This window comes from Hoylesella buccalis ATCC 35310, from assembly GCF_000177075.1.
Classification (GTDB): domain Bacteria; phylum Bacteroidota; class Bacteroidia; order Bacteroidales; family Bacteroidaceae; genus Prevotella; species Prevotella buccalis.
In genome coordinates this window covers 1-18,998 of sequence record NZ_ADEG01000090.1, presented here as the reverse complement: position 1 = coordinate 18,998, position 18,998 = coordinate 1, and the positions used below count along the sequence as shown (strand labels likewise).

Genomic DNA, 18,998 nt, shown 5'->3' with positions numbered 1-18,998 from the left:
CATGAGTGTCAACATGAATTTAAACAAGCTGGGAATAGATGAATTAAGCCCCATGCAGCAAGAGGCATCTTGGCTCATACTGAGTGAGCAGGCTGATGTTGTCATCTTGTCTCCTACGGGATCGGGTAAAACATTGGCTTATTTACTGCCGTTGATACAAAAAATAGAGGTATCACGCGATGCGTTGCAAGCGGTGGTCATCGTACCAAACAGAGAGTTGGCTCTCCAATCATCAAGTATCTTGAAAGCTTTGTCTACGCCCGTACGTTCTTACGCTTGTTATGGTGGTCGGCCAGCTATGGATGAGCACAAACAGTTGAAACAGATTCAACCCCAAATCATATTTGCCACACCAGGCCGACTCAACGATCATCTTAGCAAAGGAAACATTGTCACAGATAACACACAATATGTCGTGATAGACGAGTTCGACAAATGTCTTGAAATGGGATTCCAGGATGAAATGAAGGAGGTGTTGACACAACTGCATGCAATCAAGCAACGAATTCTCCTATCGGCAACAGATGCCGACTCCATCCCTGAATTTGTCAATGTAAACCGTCTACAGCGTTTGGATTATTTGGATGAAGTTAATGCCACAAAGCAGATTCAAATCTTTGCTGTATCCAGTCCTGACAAAGATAAATTGGAGACCTTATCCAAGTTGTTGCTCACTTTTGACAATCAAAGTAGTATCGTCTTTGTCAATTACCGAGATAGTGCCGAGCGAATTCATAAATACTTGCAGGAACATAGATTTTCATCTACGGTCTTCCATGGTGGTCTTGACCAAAAACAGCGTGAAGATTCACTCTATCAATTTTCTAATGGTTCCGTCAATGTCTTAGTCAGTACCGACTTGGCTTCTCGTGGACTTGACATTCCCGATGTAAGTAATATCGTTCATTATCATTTGTCTGAACATGAAGATGGCTACATACACCGAATAGGAAGAACGGCCCGATGGGACAAAAAAGGAAAAAGCTTTCTCATCATTGGACCAACAGAGAGCATTCCAGAGTTTATCTCTTCTGACATCACGAACTTTGACTTTCCAGAACAAATTCCATCAGTTCCCATGGAACCAAAAATGGCTACATTGTACATCGGAAAAGGAAAGAAAAATAAAATCAGTAAGATGGATGTCGTGGGATTCTTGTGTAAGAAATGCGGTTTGAAATCAACAGAAATCGGACGTATCGATGTTAAAGACTATTATGTATACGTGGCCGTGGTTCGAAATAAGTTGCAACAAGTTCTCCAGCTGTCCAAAGGTGAAAAAATCAAGGGAATAAAGACTTTGGTAGAGCCAGTTTTATAAAAAAAGAGGCTTTGCGCAAAAAAAATGCATTAATATTTTTTTCTTTCAGACTAATGTCGTAAATTAGCCCCCAAATAAGACAAACATTTATTTCTACTAACTAATCAATTAATATGAAAAAGTACAATTTTAATGCAGGTCCATCAATCCTCCCTCGTGAGGTGATTGAAAACACAGCGAAACAAATTCTTGATTTTAATGGTAGTGGACTCTCTCTGATGGAGATTAGCCACCGTGCAAAAGACTTTCAGCCTGTTGTTGACGAGGCTGTAGCTTTGATTAAAGAGTTGTTGCAGATACCAGAAGGCTATGCAGTTATCTTCTTAGGTGGTGGTGCATCTTTGCAGTTCCACATGGTTCCTAACAACTTCTTTGTGAAGAAGGCTGCCTACCTGAACACAGGTACATGGGCTAAGAAAGCTTTGAAAGAAGCAAAGTTCTTCGGAGAAGTAGTAGAAGTAGCTTCTTCTGCAGACAAGAACTATTCTTATCTTCCTAAAGGATGGAGCGTACCTGAAGATTGTGATTATTTCCACATTACTTCTAACAACACCATCTACGGTACAGAGATTCGCAAAGACTTGGATGTAAAGATGCCACTCATTGCAGATATGTCATCAGATATATTTAGTCGTCCAATTGATGTTGCTAAATATGCATGTATCTACGGTGGAGCACAGAAGAACTTGGCTATGGCCGGTGTTACATTCGTTATTGTTAAGGAAGACATGCTGGGCAAGACCGGACGTGAAATACCAACGATGTTGGATTATCGCACACACATCGAGAAAGGTTCTATGTTTAACACTCCTCCTGTTGTTCCTATCTATTCAGCTCTTGAAACCTTACGTTGGATTAAAAAGAACGGCGGTGTAGAAGCTATGGATAAGTTGGCTCACGAAAGAGCAGACTTGTTGTATGCTGAAATCGACAGAAACAAACTGTTCAAGGGTACTGTTGCTGAAGAGGATCGCTCATTGATGAACATCTGCTTTATCATGAATGATGAATACAAGGATCTTGAAAAACCATTCTTCGAGTTCGCTACCGAACGTGGTATGGTTGGTATCAAGGGACACCGTTCTGTTGGAGGTTTCCGTGCAAGTTGCTACAACGCTATGAGTGTTGATGGTGTGAAAGAGCTGATCGCTTGCATGAAGGAATTCGAAGACAAACATTAATCAATTACAAACTACACACTAGTTATGATTTACGAATAGGCTAAAATAAGGAAATTAGGCGAGCTTAATAATTCAGTTTGCCTGATTCAACCTTATTTTAGCCTGTTTGTTTATCAATTCATGCGTAATCACCTCTTGATGTGATTGCGTAGTTAATTAACCCATTCAATATTCTAAACAAATGAAAGTACTTATTGCTACAGAAAAACCTTTTAATGGAAAGGCTGTTGAGGCTATTAAAAAAGAGTTGGAGAGCCAGAATCATTGTGTTGAACTGTTAGAGAAATACACTTCTACCGACGAACTCAAAGAAGCTGTTAAAGATGCAGAGGCGATGATTGTTCGTTCTGATAAAATAACAAAAGAAATCCTTGATGCTGCTCCAAAACTTAAAGTTGTTGTTCGTGCAGGCGCTGGTTACGATTCTATTGACACCGCCTATGCCAAAGAAAAAGGTATTGTGGTAGAAAATACGCCAGGTCAGAACTCTAATGCAGTAGCCGAATTGGTATTTGGCTTGTTGATTTATATGTCTCGTAGCTGCTTCTCTGGAAAATCAGGTTGTGAGCTGAAAGGTAAGAAGCTAGGTATCTTGGCTTTTGGTAACATTGGACGTCATGTAGCTCGTATCGCCAATGGTTTTGGTATGGAGGTATATGGCTTCAGCCGTTCACATGCAGAGAATCCTAAAAAAGAAGATGGCGTTCAGTTCGTAGCTACCAAAGAAGAACTTTTCAAGCAGTGCGATATTGTCAGTGTACACCTTCCTTCCAATGAACACACAAAACAAAGTGTTGGTTATGATGTTGTTAACTTGATGAAGAAGGGTGGCATCTTGGTGAATACTGCTCGCAAGGAAGTTATCAACGAACCAGAATTGTTGCGTTTAATGGGTGAACGTGAAGATCTTAAATTTGTGACAGACATCAAGCCAGACGCTGATGCTGAATTTGCAAAGTTCGAGGGTCGTTACTTCACTACTCCTAAGAAGATGGGCGCACAGACTGCAGAAGCCAACGCAAATGCCGGAATTGCTGCCGCACAGCAAATCAATGCTTATTTCAAAGACGGTTGCACAAAATTCCAAGTTAATAAGTAATCGCCATGGCAACAATCAAACCATTTAAAGGTGTTCGACCTCCAAAAGATTTAGTCGAAGAGGTTGAGTCACGTCCATATGATGTCTTAGATTCTGATGAGGCGAGAGAAGAAGCTGGAGATAATGAGAAGAGTTTGTATCACATTATAAAACCAGAAATCGATTTCGAGCCAGGAACATCTGAATATGACCCACGCGTCTATGAGCAAGCTGCCAAGAACTTTAAGAAGTTTCAAGAGAAAGGTTGGCTCAAGCAAGACGAACACGAAAACTACTATATCTATGCCCAAACCATGAATGGTAAAACACAGTATGGATTGGTAGTAGGTGCTTATTGCCAAGATTATCTCAATGGGGTTATTAAGAAGCATGAATTGACTCGAAGAGATAAAGAAGAAGACAGAATGAAGCATGTACGGGTATGTGATGCCAACATAGAACCTGTTTTCTTTGCTTATCCCGACAATCAAACGCTTACGTCATTGATTGAGCGGTATGCTTCAGAAAAGCCTGAATACGACTTCATTGCTCCTATTGACGGTTTCAAACATCAGTTCTGGGTAATCTCTGATGCAAAGGATATAGAAACCATTACCGCTGAATTTAAGAAGATGCCAGCCTTGTATATTGCTGACGGTCACCATCGTTCTGCAGCTGCTGCATTGGTTGGGGTTGAAAAATCAAAAGCCAATCCTAATCATACAGGTCATGAAGAATACAACTATTTCATGGCTGTATGCTTCCCAGCATCTCAGTTAACCATTTTAGATTATAACAGAGTGGTGAAGGATTTGAACGGAATGTCATCAGAAGAGTTCTTAAAAGCTTTGAAGAAAAACTTTGATGTAACAGAGGAAGGTACGAAGAGTTACAAGCCACAGCAGTTGCATGAATTCTCTTTATACCTCGACGGAAAGTGGTATAGCTTGAAAGCTAAACAAGGAACCTACGATGACAACGATCCAATTGGTGTGTTGGACGTAGATATTTCTTCTCGATTGATACTTGATGAACTGCTCGGAATCAAGGATTTACGTTCAGACAAGCGTATTGATTTCGTTGGTGGTTTGCGTGGCTTGGAAGAGCTTGAACGTCGAGTAGACAGTGGAGAAATGAAGATGGCACTGGCTCTTTATCCAGTTTCCATGCAACAAATCATGGACATCGCTGATTCTGGCAAGATTATGCCGCCAAAAGCTACTTGGTTTGAACCCAAGCTACGTAGCGGATTGGTGATTCACAAGCTGTCATGATATTAGACGAATACAAGACAATATCACAAAAAGTAGGCGAGGGATTTTACTCTGAGAAGAGGAGTAAATTCCTCGCCTTTGCGCATCATGTAACGTCTGAAGACGAAATAAAATCAATCTTGCAGGCGTACAAGAAAAAATATTATGACGCCCGACACTGTTGCTACGCGTATATGCTGGGGGCTGAACGTGTTAACTTCAGGGCGAATGATGACGGAGAGCCGTCGAGTACCGCAGGAAAACCGATACTGGGACAAATCAATTCCTTCGAGTTAACCGACATCTTAATAGTTGTAATCCGCTATTTTGGTGGTACCAAGTTGGGTACCAGTGGACTCATTGTCGCTTACCGCTCAGCTGCCGCAGCAGCCATTGAGGCATCACAGATTGAGGTAAAACTGGTAGAAGAAACCATCACCTACACATTTGCCTATCCTATGATGAATCAGGTGATGAGAATTGTGAAAGAGCTGCAGCCTCGAATCGTTTCACAAACTTTTGACAACACCTGTAGTATCACGCTGGCCATTCGTCAATCTGAGGCCGAACGTTTGAAAAATGCACTTCACAAGTTGTCGTTTGAATGATAAACACGCCCATCGACAACTATGATAAATCCGGTGGCTCATATCCTGCCAACTTTGGTTGTCACATTCCTATTTTTTTTCAAAAATAGCCTATCCATTTACACATTCATGTAACACAGATGCAAACTCATTGACTTTGGTGGGCAAAGTCATTGAGTTTTCGCCCTTATTCGCATTTTATTGGCTGGTAAAGTCAATGAGTTTGTAATGCGTTGACTGATTGGTTGTTTGATGATATGTCTTCGTGATGTTCGTAGAGCCGAAAAGGCTGGCTACACGGCATTGAAAACTTGTTCTTATAACCAATTGGAAGAGCTGTTGCAATGACGTGCGTTACAATTATGAAGGAATTGGTTGAAAATCTATTTGATAAACAGAAAGAGTCAAAAAAATGTGCTATCTTTGCATAAGTTGGGCGTCGCCTCACCAAAACATGTAAACTTGCTTTGCATTCGGTTTGCGCCTTCTTTGCAAATGCTGAAGTAGGTAATTTTAGAATAATTATACTCCATTCAGGAGTGACTCAATAACAACAAGGTAATATATGGGTATTTTTGGTCTGTTCAATAAGAAGAAAAAAGAAACGCTGGATCAGGGTCTGGAAAAGACCAAGCAGAGTGTATTCTCAAAGTTGTCACGTGCGGTTGCCGGTAAGTCTAAGGTTGATGACGAGGTGCTGGACAACTTGGAAGAGGTGCTCGTCACATCGGATGTCGGTGTTGGCACAACGCTGAAAATCATTGAGCGTATCGAGCAAAGGGTGGCACGCGACAAGTATGTGTCAACTGCTGAACTCAATTCCATCTTGCGCGATGAGATTGCGGCCTTATTGGCTGAAAACAACACTGAGGATCACGAGAATTGGGACTTACCTGCCGACCATCAGCCGTATGTTATCTTGGTCGTTGGTGTCAATGGGGTTGGCAAAACCACAACCATCGGCAAACTGGCTTATCAGTTTAAGGCATCGGGTAAAAAGGTATTCCTGGGAGCTGCCGACACCTATCGCGCAGCTGCCGTAGACCAAATCAAGATTTGGGGCGAAAGGGTAGGCGTGCCTGTGGTGAGTCAACAGATGGGGGCCGACCCGGCTTCGGTGGCGTTTGATACGCTGCAAAGTGCAAAGGCTAATGGGGCCGACGTGGTGTTAATCGATACAGCTGGGCGCTTGCACAACAAAGTGGGTTTGATGAACGAATTGAAGAAAATCAAAGATGTGATGAAAAAAGTGCTGCCTCAAGCTCCTGATGAGGTGTTGCTCGTCTTGGATGGCAGCACGGGACAAAACGCTTTTGAGCAAGCAAAGCAGTTCTCTGCCGTCACTCAGATTACCTCGCTGGCCATCACAAAATTGGATGGAACGGCCAAGGGGGGCGTGGTCATCGGTATCAGTGACCAACTGAAGGTGCCTGTGAAATATATCGGACTGGGTGAACAGATGGATGATTTGCAGTTGTTCAACAGACGAGAGTTTGTAGACAGTTTGTTCCAGCACGAATCATAACAGAAAATCTATAATTTTGAAGAAGAATCAGATAGATATCATTACGATGGGCTGCTCAAAGAATCTCGTTGACAGCGAGACGCTGATGAAGCAGTTTGAAGCGAATGGGTACGACTGCACGCACGACAGCGAACAACCTGATGGTGAGATTGCAGTAATCAATACATGCGGATTTATTGAAACAGCTAAAGAGGAGAGTATCAATACGATACTTCAATTTGTTGAAGCGAAGAAAGAAGGTCGTTTGAACAAACTTTTTGTCATGGGTTGCCTCAGTGAACGCTATAAGAATGAGCTTGAAAATGAGATTCCTGAGGTGGACAAATTCTATGGCAAGTTCAATTACAAGCAGCTGTTGGCTGATTTGGGAAAGGCTGAAATCAAGGCTTGCAGCGGTCAGCGACATCTCACGACACCCGCTCATTATGCATACATCAAAATAGCGGAGGGCTGTGATCGCCACTGCGCCTATTGTGCCATTCCAATCATTACTGGCAAGCATGTCAGCCGACCGAAAGACGAAATTCTACAAGAGGTTCGTAACTTGGTGGCTGATGGGATGAAAGAGTTTCAAATCATCGCCCAAGAGTTGACTTATTATGGGGTGGACCTTGATGGAAAACGACATATCGCTGACTTGATTAGTGAGATGGCTGACATAGAAGGTGTTGAGTGGATACGCTTGCATTATGCTTATCCGAACCAGTTTCCACTTGAGCTTTTGGACGTGATGAACGAGAAACAAAACGTCTGCAAGTATCTTGATATCGCGCTGCAGCATATCTCCGACTCGGTACTTGAGCGCATGCACAGGCATGTGAACAAGCAGGAAACCATGGATTTGATTTGCACCATTCGGGAAAAGGTGCCGGGCATTCATCTGCGCACCACGCTGATGGTTGGGTTTCCTGGCGAAACAGAGGAAGATTTTCAGCAGTTGCTCGACTTTGTTCGATGGGCACGATTTGAACGCATGGGTGCTTTCATGTATTCGGAAGAGGAGGGAACCTACGGTGCCAATCACTATGCAGACGACATACCTGAAGATGTTAAGCAGCGAAGATTGGATGAGTTGATGGCGGTTCAGCAGGAAATTAGTGCTGAGATAGAGGCAGCAAAGATAGGCTCAACCATGAAAGTAATCATAGACAGGAAGGAAAATGACTATTTTATCGGGCGCTCGGAATTTTGTTCCCCAGAGGTTGATCCCGAAATATTAATACAAGGTGGACAGAAGGCCGTGCAGATTGGTTCTTTTTATCAAGTGAAGATCACTGATGCCGAAGAGTTTGATTTGTACGGCGAGATTGTCTAAACATATACAGCAAGTTCCATGAATAACAAAGAGTTTATTGCAGAATTGTCACGACGTGCAGGCTATACGCAAGAACAGACGCAAAACTATGTTCGTACGCTCGTGGAAGAAATGACAAACATTCTTGGAGAGGGCGAATCGATTGCTATCCCTTCATTCGGTACTTTTGAAGTGAAAAAGCGGATGGAACGCATCCTGACGAATCCTTCAACAGGCAAGAAGATGTTGGTTCCTCCCAAATTGGTTCTTAGTTTCAGACCCATGCCTTCTGTCAAGGAACAGTTGAAGAAAGGAGGCGACTCATGATAAAGATCACAGATTTGGCGAGTGTGTTGGAAGAACAGCACCAGCTATCGAAAAGTGAGGCCGAATTTTTCATCCCTTTACTCGTAGACGTTTTAACAACGGGGCTTAAAGCCGATAAACAAGTTAAGATTAAAGGACTTGGAACGTTCAAGGTGACATCCGTGAATGCCCGTGAGAGCGTGGATGTGAACACGGGTGAACGCATCATCATTGAGGGGAGAGAGAAGATTTCTTTCACGCCCGAACCAATCTTAAGAGATAAAGTAAACAGTCCGTTTGAGCAGTTTGAGACGGTTACGGTGAGCGATGATGCCGATTTTTCGGAGATAGATGAACGTTATCAGCAGCTTGAGGAACAAGAAAATGCCGACAGCAGTGCACCTGTGGAGACCGTTTTGCCTGCGGAAGAAAAACAGGTTGAAGTTGAACCGCAGGACAATCTTCAAGAAAAACCATCACCTGAACCATTACCAGAACTATCATCTACTGTGAATGAGGAGGTGTTGAATGACAGCGACGCAGAGCCTCGTTCTGGCAATCTCATTGAAGATGGCGTGCGTGAGCAAGAGGTAATAGAGATTCCCCCCATTGAAGAGGCTCCTGTGGTTGATGACCAACCAATCCAGGAAGAAAGAAATGTCACAGAAACAACTGACAATATATCGCAATCATCCATGAAGGAAAACGAAGAAAAAGAATCACTTGAGTTAGCCGAACTGAATGAGTTGAATGAAAAAAATCAACAGTTGCGTGCCAATTTGGCTCGAACACAGCGAAATCAAAAGCTACTGATTGGTGCCGTATGTGCTTTGCTGTTAGTGGCATGTCTTGGCGTTTATTATATCGGTAAGCAGTTTGCGGCTCGTGATAACCGAATAGAGCATTTGATGACAGAGCTGCATGCTGTTAAACAAGCTGCACAAGTGAAGGAAAACGTGGCTGGTGTTCAAGGCGAATCGGCTTCTGAAAATGCAGCGGTAGACAGTGAGGGACAGGAAAATACGTCTGCTGCCGATCGGAGTGAACAGTCAACAGAGCAATCTCACAATGGTGTTCAAAATGAGAAACAAGAGAAGGATGCAGCTGCAAAGGTGGCATCTGAGAGCGCCAAGCGTGACCAGTCTCATCAGAACAGCCAAACAATGGCCTCAAAATATGATTCGGATCCGAGAGTTAGAACCGGAGCTTATGTCATAACGGGTGTGGCACAAACCGTCACGGTGCGTAAAGGACAGACCTTGACTTCTATCAGTAAAACTTACTTAGGGCCTGGCATGGAGTGCTACATGGAGGCTGTGAATGAGACGCAAGAAGTGAAGGAGGGTGACAAAGTTAAAATCCCAGCATTGAAATTAAAGAAGAAATCTAAATAATTTATCTTAATCATTACTGTTTATGAAGAAACAATCAGGCGTAATCATCGCATTACTTTGTGTGTTGTCTGTTTTTATCGGATGTTCAAAACAGCATACCAACATTATTAAAAATCCTTTGCCTCTGAATTTTGGCGACCCATTCTTGTTACATGCAAGCGATGGAAAATATTATATGTATGGCACTTCTCTGGCGAATGGCTTCGAAGCTTTCGTCTCTGAAGATTTGAAAACTTGGGATTCGTGTGGTCAAATTTATACGGGTGGGACAGCCGAACAGTGGAACAAAGACTGCTTCTGGGCGCCTGAAGTGTATGAACGAAACGGGAAATACTATCTGTTTTACTGTGCTAATGCCAAGGAAAATCCAACGAATGAATTGGAGATTTTCAAGATAGGCGTCGCTGTATCTGATTCACCCACAGGTCCTTTTCGGGATTTGATAAACCGTCCTATCTTTAATCCTCCATACCCAATCATCGATGCCAATGTTTATTTTGATGATGAAAACAACAAGTGCTACCTGTATTATTCGCGTTGTTGCTACAAACATCCTGTAGAAAGCGAGATTGCTGACAAGGCCAAAAAAGAGGGAAAGTTTGATGAGGTAGAAGAAAGTTGGGTGTATGGAGTTGAATTAAAGCCTGATTTCACGGGTGTGATTGGCGAACCAAAGTTGCTGTTGGCTCCTCCTACCAAGCTTGATGACCAACAATCGGAATGGGAGAGTAGGTCGGTAACGTCTGGAGAAGTAAATCGACGTTGGACGGAAGGGTCGTATATCTTCAAGCATGACGGCTTGTATTATATGATGTATTCTGCCAATTCGTTTGAAGGAGCACACTATGCGGTTGGGTATGCGACAGCTAAAAATCCTTTGGGACCGTTCAAGAAGGCGGAGAACAATCCTGTTTTGCAAGAAAATGTGTCAAAGGGTGGTACCGTGATGGGTACGGGTCACAACATGCTCATCACCATGCCGGATGGCAAGATGTACACCGTATATCATGCACGCATGCAAGCAGACCCGTCAAAGCGTGTCGTCTTCATGGATCAAGTGACCATCCAAGATGGCAAATTGAAGGTGAATGGCCCTACAACGAGTGAACAGGAAATAGCTTATTGATGATGAGCTATTTCCCATATCTTGGGATGAAAAGCCCGCACTTATCTGGTTTGTGAGAGTCGTGCGTGAATAAGAAATGTGAAGGAAAGTTTGTTTTAGGACTGTCATACGTTGCTATCGTTTCACCAAACAAACTTTCTTTCGCCGTTTTATGTACCTTCATGTCGCCTTCAGTGATAGACGTTATTTCGTTTGTAGGGTACTTCTTTTTAATTTCGGCGTTTGTTTTTCTCCCTTTTTCGCTTGTTCGAAAAGTTTGGATTGTATGAAGCGGGGCGTTTGCGGCTTGTTCTTTGCGAGCTTGCTTCATCTTTTCGGGACGATGTTTTTGGGGGCTTAGGTGCATGAGAAAAAAGCTGCTCAATCAGTTCTGGCCTCCCTATCTTTCTCAACTCTCTTTCAATGCTCTTTCTTTCCTCTGGTTTGTACCAAAAGAAGAATTGTCGTTGGGCAAGTTTTTCATTTGGTGTTTTGGCACAGTAAACTGGTTCCAGCGTGTAAGGATCGTATCCTGTGTACCATGTTTCTGTGCTGACAGTCATGGGAGTAGGGGTGAAATCTTGCACCTGTTCAAGCTGAAAATTTAGTTTTTTGGTGATGATGGCGAGGTTTGCCATATCTTGTGCTTGGCAACCGGGATGACTGCTAATGAAATAGGGGATGAGTTGTTGCTTTAAATTTTCTTCTTTGTTGATTTTGTCAAAGATGACTTTAAATTGTTCGAACAACTTGAAAGAAGGCTTGCGCATCAAGTTCAATACTGCATCTGACGTGTGTTCGGGTGCTACTTTCAAGCGACCACTCACATGGTTCTTAATCAGTTCTTTGGTATATTCTTGTGCAGCGGCGTTCGTCGCTTCATCCTTGCTTTTGTGCAACAGCAAGTCATACCGAACACCACTGCTGACAAAACTCTTTTTTATGCCGGGAATAGCATCGACGGATCGATAAATATCCAGGAGTTTACTGTGGTCTGTGTTGAGATTGGGGCAGATTTTGGGGTGAATGCAGGATGGGCGTCTGCAGTGTTCACAAGCCAGATGATTCTTTCCTGCCATGCCATACATGTTAGCTGACGGCCCTCCAAGATCTGAAAGATAACCCTTGAAGTCTGGCATGTCAATCACCTGTTTTACCTCTCTCAGGATGCTTTCTTTCGATCGGCAAGTGACAAACTTCCCTTGATGAGCCGATATCGTGCAGAAAGCGCAACCGCCAAAACAGCCTTGGTGTATGTTTACCGAGAACTTTATCATCTCGTAGGCAGGAATACGTTTACCCTTATATTTGAGATGTGGCACTCGCGTATAGGGCAAGTCATAATATGCATCAATCTCTTGAGTTGATAAAGTTGGAAAAGGAGGATTGACTACCACATATTTGTTGTCCACAGCCTGAATCAATCTTTGTGCGTGTATCTTGTTTGACTCCTCTTCTATATGCCTGAAATTATCGGCTTGCAGTCGTTTTTCTTTCAAGCATTCCTTGTGGCTATGTAGGATAATATCGTCTTCTTTGATGCCACCATCAATCTCTTCTTTTTGAGCAAGATACACAGTTTGAGGGATATCGTGAATCTCTTGGATGGGTTCACCGGCTGCAATCCTTTGACATAAGCATAAAACAGACTTCGCTCCCATGCCGTACAGAATCATGTCGGCACCCGAATCGCATAGAATACATTTGCGAAGCGCGTCTTGCCAATAGTCATAGTGCGTAAGACGTCTCATGGAAGCCTCGATGCCACCCAATACAATGGGGGTGTCTGGGTATAGTTGACGGAGAATCTTAGAATAAACAATGGTTGGATATTCAGGACGACAATCGTGTCTTCCGTCAGGACTATAGGCATCTTCCTTGCGCAATCTCTTGTTGGCAGTGTACTTGTTTACCATCGAATCCATGCAACCTGGTGAGATACCGAAGAATAATCTCGGCTTACCCAGCTTCTTGAAGTCGCGATAGTCGCCATGCCAATCAGGCTGAGGAACGATGGCAACCTTGTATCCCGCAGCTTCAAGTGAACGCCCTATGACGGCAACTCCAAAGGATGGATGGTCAACATAGGCATCTCCTGAAAACAAGATGACATCCAGTTCTTCCCAACCTCTTAACTTGCATTCCTTCTTAGTGGTTGGAAGAAAATCAGTAAGTTGATAATCTTTCAAATGAGTGTTGTCTTTATTTTAGTCCTCACGACTCGTGATACATTCTTTATCCTCGGTCTTTTGGTTTGCCCAGTCTATATACAGTTTCACCAATTGGTTGAGGCCAAATGCCTTCATGTTGGCGTGGTAGATAACGTCAAGGCAAAGATCCAGTAGGGCTTTGTCATGATTTGCATCTGATTCTAACAAGGATCTGACATTCAGTTTTAGCTTGTTCAGTATATCTTCATCAATGATGCCCGTGCTATCAACCAGGTTTTCGAATAAAGCATATTTCTGAATACAGGTCAGATGTTCGTCCGAAACTTCGATACATCTCGTGCCAGATGGATTGGATTGGATTTTATATTTCATATCTTCTGCTATTATATAAGTGGTTGTTTATGTCAATCAAACTGCAATTCTCATGCCATTGTTGTGCTTCCATAAGCTGCTGGGCGAGCCTGTCCGTTATTCTAGCAAATAGTTTAATATTCCCCGCATCAGCAGTTCTTTATTCTTTTGATCGATGATGCATTCAAAAGGGAAACCCATGGTGAAGCATCTATAATGGTTGTCCTTGTACGCAACTGCGGCACTGGTACCATTAGCATATTGCATGACACACATAGCACTTGGATTGGGAGAAAGAACTTCGGGCCATTGCGCGGCATAATGCTCTTCATTAGGCGTTTGGTAGAACGTCATGTTCATGCCCAGGCCATGTACAGCATTAGAGGAAACAATACTATCGCTGGGCGTATAGGATAGTTTCAGAACGTTGTTGAGAAACGATCTTTCGGTTTCAAAGGTCATATCCGAGCCAATATACGAGCCGCTAACCATGATTGCTCCGCCATGATTGGCATAGTCTGTCAACAGAGTTTGCATCTGAGGGGTGAACGATTTATAGTATTTTACTGTGTACGGTTCATATTTTTCCAATCCTAATATCAGGTCAATACAGGGATATTTGTTCAGTTTTACTTGACCCGACCATACTGCTTGGCTGGATGAACTCGCCACATTGTACTTTTTAGAACTAGCAATAGCGGCCGTATGGTCTACTACATAATCGAACGTGTTGCCTGCAAAGAATTGTCCCGCCAATTCATTGCCTCCATATCCCAAACCTGTTTCTGTCAAACTGCCCATGCGTGATTTGTCAAAAGCTGCTTGATATCCTGCCCATCCCGCAGTCTTTCCGTACGCAACTCCAATATCCGCATGGAGGTCAAAGCCTTGTTGAAGCTCATCATCAATCACCTTGGGCGCCGAAAGACGATTGAATCCGTTGACAACCAGTACCGTTTGAGTGGCTAAAGGTGAATAGTAAGCCGACAAAGTTTCTGTGGGAAAACTCTCACCACCTTTGTTACAGGCCGTAATCTTAAAGTTGTATTGCACATCAGGTTCAAGTTCAATGGAATAAGATGTTTTGCTGATATTCTTTCCATTGTCAAATCCACTCGTTCCTGTCGCCATGTATACATTATACGATGATGGTGTAGCAGTTTCTTCTTTGGGGTCGGTTTGTGCCGACCAAGACAGTTTTACCTTGTTCTTGGATGTAAACTCGATGTGGAAATCTTGTGGTGCCAAAGGTTGAACAACATACGATTTTCCGTGCTGCCGGTTGATATATCTTAATATGGTCTTATAGATAGAACGGGCAAAGCTGAACTTAAAGTTGGGATCTTGACCGAGAATCATGTCTGGAAAGTTTTGATGAGACATGGTTTCCAGTATCGCTGAGGGGATTTCCGGCACACGCGTTTCCGAATAGTTTCTGTCCCAGAGGTATCTCTTGGGCCAGGATCTTTGGTCGGTACTCAGGTCTCTGACTGCATTTTGCAGTAAATCATTGGCGAAGTCCTTTGAGGTCATTCTCGAAATCCCCGCATTCAAGCGTCCATCATTGAAGTTTGTTGTGCAAATAGCCAAAGAGCCAATGAGCGATTTTCCATCGGCACTATATCCTGCATCACTGTGAACAGCCAATGCCAACTCAAGGGGAACCCTTAGTCCTGGCAGTGATGGTGCGAATACACTTCCACCTGCGAGCCAATTTGTCATTTTGGATCGGGCGTTGATGTCATCGGAATAGTCGTCTTGACCGCCCTTCCCTCCGTAGACACTGTAGGGTGCGCCAGCCCATTGTGCATAATATCGCGAACCTTCAAGCGTCCGTGGCAGGCCGCTTATGCTTCCTCCGCGTTGAATGTTACCCATTCCACCACCGAATCTAACAGCATCTGTCGTCACGAAGCGTCTCTTTTTTTTCGAGCGATTTGTCACCACTACTCGGTTAAACTGATTACTCCCAGCGTCAAAATCGAAGGTCCCAAGGTAAACCCAAGTACCACCTCCCATCTGTTGGTTGACCCTAAAAGTGGTTTCCTGCCCCTTGTGATAGACGATGTATTCGGCATCATCCACACTTTTGTCTACTGTTTGATAACTCACATATACGGCATATCTTCCGGCTTGAGGCAGATTCGGCTGATAAGATACCAAACTTGGATGCTTGCTTTTGGTTGAGCGAGCCATCCTCGCACTACCTTGCTGAAAGGGATTGTCGCCGTCGTTGTAGATGGTTTTTGTCCTTGCAAAGCCTTTTGTATTAGCTCGTTCCCAATTTCTGTTAACGTTTATCTCAAGATAGGATGTCCCTTTATTTGGGTCATCGTTATCAATGATGACCTCATGTTTTTGCCAATCTCTCTCTCGTGGTGTAAATACACAGGCTCCGGCATGCTCGAGCATGGGAATAAGGTAGGGGATGACAATGGTCTGAGTGAACAAATCTTCGGTGGTTCCAAATAGGTTTGGCCGCTGCCATTTCCACTTAAATTTATTCTGATCGTAATAGTAGCCATGGCTTGCCCATACAGAAATATGCCTATTCTCCAGTCCTTTACTAATCTTGTTGGTCTTCGATGTGTTCGTTACCCACGGCTTATCCTGATGGTCAATATCACCCCATGCCCGTGTGAAGCTACTGTTGTACTGAGCTGATAGGTGGAGTGACAGGCACACGCAGTACAGAAATAAAACTGTGCGTAACCTCATTGGGCAATTTCTCCTATCGAAAATTTCTCGGGATGTTTGCCTTGCATACCTTTAAAATATAGTTTCACCTCTTTCATCTCCTCGTCTACATTTCCTGTGGGAACAATCTTTTTCGTACATTGTATAGTCTTACGTTGATAGTCAAGACCATACAGGAGGATGGGTATGTTTGCTTTCAGGGCAATGTAATAGAATCCCATCTTCCAATCTGAGTTAAGAGACCGTGTTCCCTCGGGTGTGATACAAAGTTGAAAAGTTTTCTTCTTTTGAGCAAAGGCTGCAAGGTTGTCCGTCATGCTCGTATGTTTTGAACGCCAAACAGGTATTCCCCCCATAGCTTTCAAAAGGGGTTTGAGAGGGCCTACAAACCACTCTTTCTTCATCAGAAAGTTTGATTTCATGCCCTCTGCGTGCATGTAAAGCAATCCAATGATGAAATCCCAGTTGCTGGTGTGTGGGGCAAGACAGATAATGTATTTGTTGGGATGGTCAACAGTTACAACTTTTGTCCATCCCATGCAACTATATAATAGCCATCTACACAAACGATTTAGCATATACGCTTCGGTTTTTTTAATAAATATTCGATATCTGATCTACAATTTCAGACACGTCTGAGTTGAATTTTGCAATCAAATCCTTGTAATATTCCTTTTGCTTCATTCCTGGTTCGGGATGAGATACGCGCTTAATATATTGACTCTGCAACGTCAAGATCGACGTCAGCAGCGCATCAATATTCTCCTTTTCGGGTTTTTCACTATACAGCGAGGCGGCTACGCATTCTGCTAAAAGGTCACTACAAACATAATGAATTATTCGTTTTAAATCTCTTTTGTTTGCCATATGAATTGTCTCTTTATAGTTTGTACGAAATTGTATGATAGTTCAAAGGTAGAAAAAATATCTGTATATGCAACACATTGACTGGAAAAAAACTTGTTTTCTTAATTGTTTGTTTTTCTATCTCAAAGAAAAAGGGTAAATTTGCAAAACCTAAGAGCAATGAAAATTTATCATTTATTATATTAGTAAAATTGCAAAGATGAAAACAAGTGCATTACAAAAAGAAAGAGCTTCTTATCAGCCAAAACTGCCAAAAGCTCTTCAAGGTGCTGTGAAAATCAAGGAAGGAGCACCAACTGAAAGTGTTGATGATCAGGATGAAATCAAAAAATTGTTCCCACATACTTACGGAATGCCTCTCGTAGAGTTTGTTCCTGGTGATAAATGTGAACACAAGTTGATGAATGTAGGCGTCATCCTCAGTGGAGGTCAGGCACCTGGTGGACATAATGTGATCAGTGGCTTGTTCGATGCCGTTAAGAAATTGAACGAAGAAAACCACTTGTATGGTTTCTTGATGGGGCCTGGTGGTTTGGTGGATCACAATTATATCGAGATTACTGCTGGTTTCTTGGAGAAATATCGCAATACAGGAGGTTTTGATATGATTGGTTCCGGACGTACCAAGCTGGAGAAAGAAGACCAGTTTGAAAAGGGTTTGGAAGTGATTCGCGAGCTGGATATCAAAGCACTTGTTATCATTGGTGGTGACGATTCAAACACCAACGCCTGCGTTTTGGCCGAATATTACGCTGCCAAGCAGTATGGCGTGCAGGTCATCGGTTGTCCAAAGACCATCGACGGCGACTTGAAGAACGAGCAAATTGAAACTTCATTTGGTTTTGATACGGCAACAAAAACCTATTCAGAACTCATTGGAAACATTGAGCGTGACTGCAATTCGGCTCGCAAATACTGGCATTTCATCAAGCTGATGGGCCGTTCGGCCTCTCACATTGCACTGGAGTGTGCATTGCAGACACAGCCAAACATTTGTCTTGTGTCAGAAGAAATACAGGCAAAAGACAAGACGCTGAATGAAATTGTTGAGAACATTGCTTCTGTTGTGGCCTACCGTGCCAAAGAAGGAAACAACTTTGGTGTGGTCCTCATTCCCGAAGGCTTGATAGAATTCATCCCTGCCATCGGTCGCTTGATCGCCGAATTGAACGATCTGCTGGCCGCTCATGGTGCCGATTATAAGGATTTGGACAAGGACGCACAGCGTGAATACATCCTGGCTCACCTCTCTGATGCCAACCGCTCTACCTTCGAAACGTTGCCGGAAGATGTGGCTCGTCAGCTGAGTTTGGATCGCGACCCGCACGGAAATGTTCAGGTTTCCTTAATTGAAACCGAGAAGTTGCTGTCCAACATGGTTTCCGCTAAGCTCAATGAATGGAAGAAGCAAGGCAAATATCAAGGTAAGTTCTCACCTCTTCACCATTTCTTTGGTTACGAAGGTCGCTGTGCAGCACCGTCTAATTTTGATGCCGACTATTGCTATGCGCTTGGAACCAGTGCTGCTCAGCTCATCGCAAACGGTAAGACAGGATACATGGCCATTGTCAAGAATACCACCGACTGCACCGACAACTGGAAAGCAGGTGGTGTACCTATCACCATGATGATGAACATGGAGCGTCGTACAGGTGAAATGAAACCGGTAATCCGCAAGGCGTTGGTAGAGTTGGAAGGCAAGCCTTTCAAGACTTTCGCTGCCAACCGTGACGAATGGGCTAACCATACATGCTATGTTTACCCAGGGCCTATCCAGTATTGGGGCCCCAGTGAGGTTTGTGACCAGACCACACGAACCTTGGCATTGGAGCAGGAATAATCTTACTGACATTTAAAACTACCATAAA

Annotated in this window: 16 protein-coding genes; 11 read left to right on the top strand and 5 right to left on the bottom strand. The window is 43.3% G+C overall.

The window, feature by feature from the left end:
- The first annotated feature begins 1 nt into the window (after window position 1).
- From HMPREF0650_RS09615 to HMPREF0650_RS09570, 10 genes are all read left to right on the top strand, one after another.
- Window positions 2-1,321, top strand: coding sequence for a DEAD/DEAH box helicase (locus tag HMPREF0650_RS09615; protein WP_004350412.1), 1,320 nt, complete (start codon window positions 2-4; stop codon window positions 1,319-1,321).
- Window positions 1,322-1,434: 113 nt separating this feature from the next.
- Window positions 1,435-2,502 carry a 3-phosphoserine/phosphohydroxythreonine transaminase gene (gene serC / locus HMPREF0650_RS09610; RefSeq protein WP_004350411.1) on the top strand — a complete coding sequence of 356 codons (1,068 nt, stop codon included), beginning with the start codon at window positions 1,435-1,437 and terminating at the stop codon, window positions 2,500-2,502.
- Window positions 2,503-2,683: 181 nt separating this feature from the next.
- Complete coding sequence (locus tag HMPREF0650_RS09605) at window positions 2,684-3,601, top strand: NAD(P)-dependent oxidoreductase (RefSeq protein WP_004350410.1); 918 nt, start codon at window positions 2,684-2,686, stop codon at window positions 3,599-3,601.
- Window positions 3,602-3,606: 5 nt separating this feature from the next.
- A complete protein-coding gene (locus HMPREF0650_RS09600; RefSeq protein ID WP_004350409.1) occupies window positions 3,607-4,854 on the top strand; it encodes a DUF1015 domain-containing protein in 1,248 nt (415 codons plus the stop codon).
- Window positions 4,851-5,441 (top strand): IMPACT family protein, encoded by a 591-nt coding sequence (locus HMPREF0650_RS09595; protein WP_004350407.1) that lies wholly within the window; start codon window positions 4,851-4,853, stop codon window positions 5,439-5,441. Before HMPREF0650_RS09600 ends, HMPREF0650_RS09595 begins: the two co-directional genes overlap by 4 nt.
- A gap of 544 nt (window positions 5,442-5,985) precedes the next feature.
- Window positions 5,986-6,945 (top strand): signal recognition particle-docking protein FtsY, encoded by a 960-nt coding sequence (gene ftsY, locus HMPREF0650_RS09590; protein ID WP_004350399.1) that lies wholly within the window; start codon window positions 5,986-5,988, stop codon window positions 6,943-6,945.
- A gap of 16 nt (window positions 6,946-6,961) precedes the next feature.
- Window positions 6,962-8,260 carry a 30S ribosomal protein S12 methylthiotransferase RimO gene (rimO, locus tag HMPREF0650_RS09585; protein WP_004350397.1) on the top strand — a complete coding sequence of 433 codons (1,299 nt, stop codon included), beginning with the start codon at window positions 6,962-6,964 and terminating at the stop codon, window positions 8,258-8,260.
- 18 nt (window positions 8,261-8,278) lie between these two features.
- Window positions 8,279-8,566 (top strand): HU family DNA-binding protein, encoded by a 288-nt coding sequence (locus HMPREF0650_RS09580; protein ID WP_004350395.1) that lies wholly within the window; start codon window positions 8,279-8,281, stop codon window positions 8,564-8,566.
- Window positions 8,563-9,939, top strand: a complete 1,377-nt coding sequence (locus tag HMPREF0650_RS09575) for an HU family DNA-binding protein (RefSeq protein WP_004350393.1) — start codon at window positions 8,563-8,565, stop codon at window positions 9,937-9,939. Before HMPREF0650_RS09580 ends, HMPREF0650_RS09575 begins: the two co-directional genes overlap by 4 nt.
- A 22-nt stretch (window positions 9,940-9,961) precedes the next feature.
- A complete protein-coding gene (locus tag HMPREF0650_RS09570) occupies window positions 9,962-11,065 on the top strand; it encodes a glycoside hydrolase family 43 protein (RefSeq protein WP_004350391.1) in 1,104 nt (367 codons plus the stop codon).
- A gap of 209 nt (window positions 11,066-11,274) precedes the next feature.
- On the opposite strand, the gene HMPREF0650_RS09565 is transcribed toward HMPREF0650_RS09570, so the two are convergent.
- The 5 genes from HMPREF0650_RS09565 to HMPREF0650_RS09545 form a co-directional block, all read right to left on the bottom strand.
- Window positions 11,275-13,233, bottom strand: coding sequence for a YgiQ family radical SAM protein (locus HMPREF0650_RS09565; RefSeq protein ID WP_004350389.1), 1,959 nt, complete (start codon window positions 13,231-13,233; stop codon window positions 11,275-11,277).
- Window positions 13,234-13,251: 18 nt separating this feature from the next.
- A complete protein-coding gene (locus tag HMPREF0650_RS09560) occupies window positions 13,252-13,587 on the bottom strand; it encodes a DUF8442 family protein (protein WP_004350388.1) in 336 nt (111 codons plus the stop codon).
- Window positions 13,588-13,683: 96 nt separating this feature from the next.
- A complete protein-coding gene (locus HMPREF0650_RS09555; protein WP_004350387.1) occupies window positions 13,684-16,284 on the bottom strand; it encodes a golvesin C-terminal-like domain-containing protein in 2,601 nt (866 codons plus the stop codon).
- Window positions 16,281-16,841 carry a 1-acyl-sn-glycerol-3-phosphate acyltransferase gene (locus tag HMPREF0650_RS09550; protein WP_004350384.1) on the bottom strand — a complete coding sequence of 187 codons (561 nt, stop codon included), beginning with the start codon at window positions 16,839-16,841 and terminating at the stop codon, window positions 16,281-16,283. Before HMPREF0650_RS09550 ends, HMPREF0650_RS09555 begins: the two co-directional genes overlap by 4 nt.
- A gap of 16 nt (window positions 16,842-16,857) precedes the next feature.
- On the bottom strand, window positions 16,858-17,130 hold the full coding sequence (locus HMPREF0650_RS09545) for a hypothetical protein (protein ID WP_004350383.1): 273 nt from the start codon (window positions 17,128-17,130) through the stop codon (window positions 16,858-16,860).
- Between the two features lie 199 nt (window positions 17,131-17,329).
- On the opposite strand from HMPREF0650_RS09545, the gene HMPREF0650_RS09540 reads away from it, so the two are divergent.
- Window positions 17,330-18,970, top strand: coding sequence for a diphosphate--fructose-6-phosphate 1-phosphotransferase (locus HMPREF0650_RS09540; protein WP_004350381.1), 1,641 nt, complete (start codon window positions 17,330-17,332; stop codon window positions 18,968-18,970).
- Window positions 18,971-18,998: the final 28 nt, after the last annotated feature.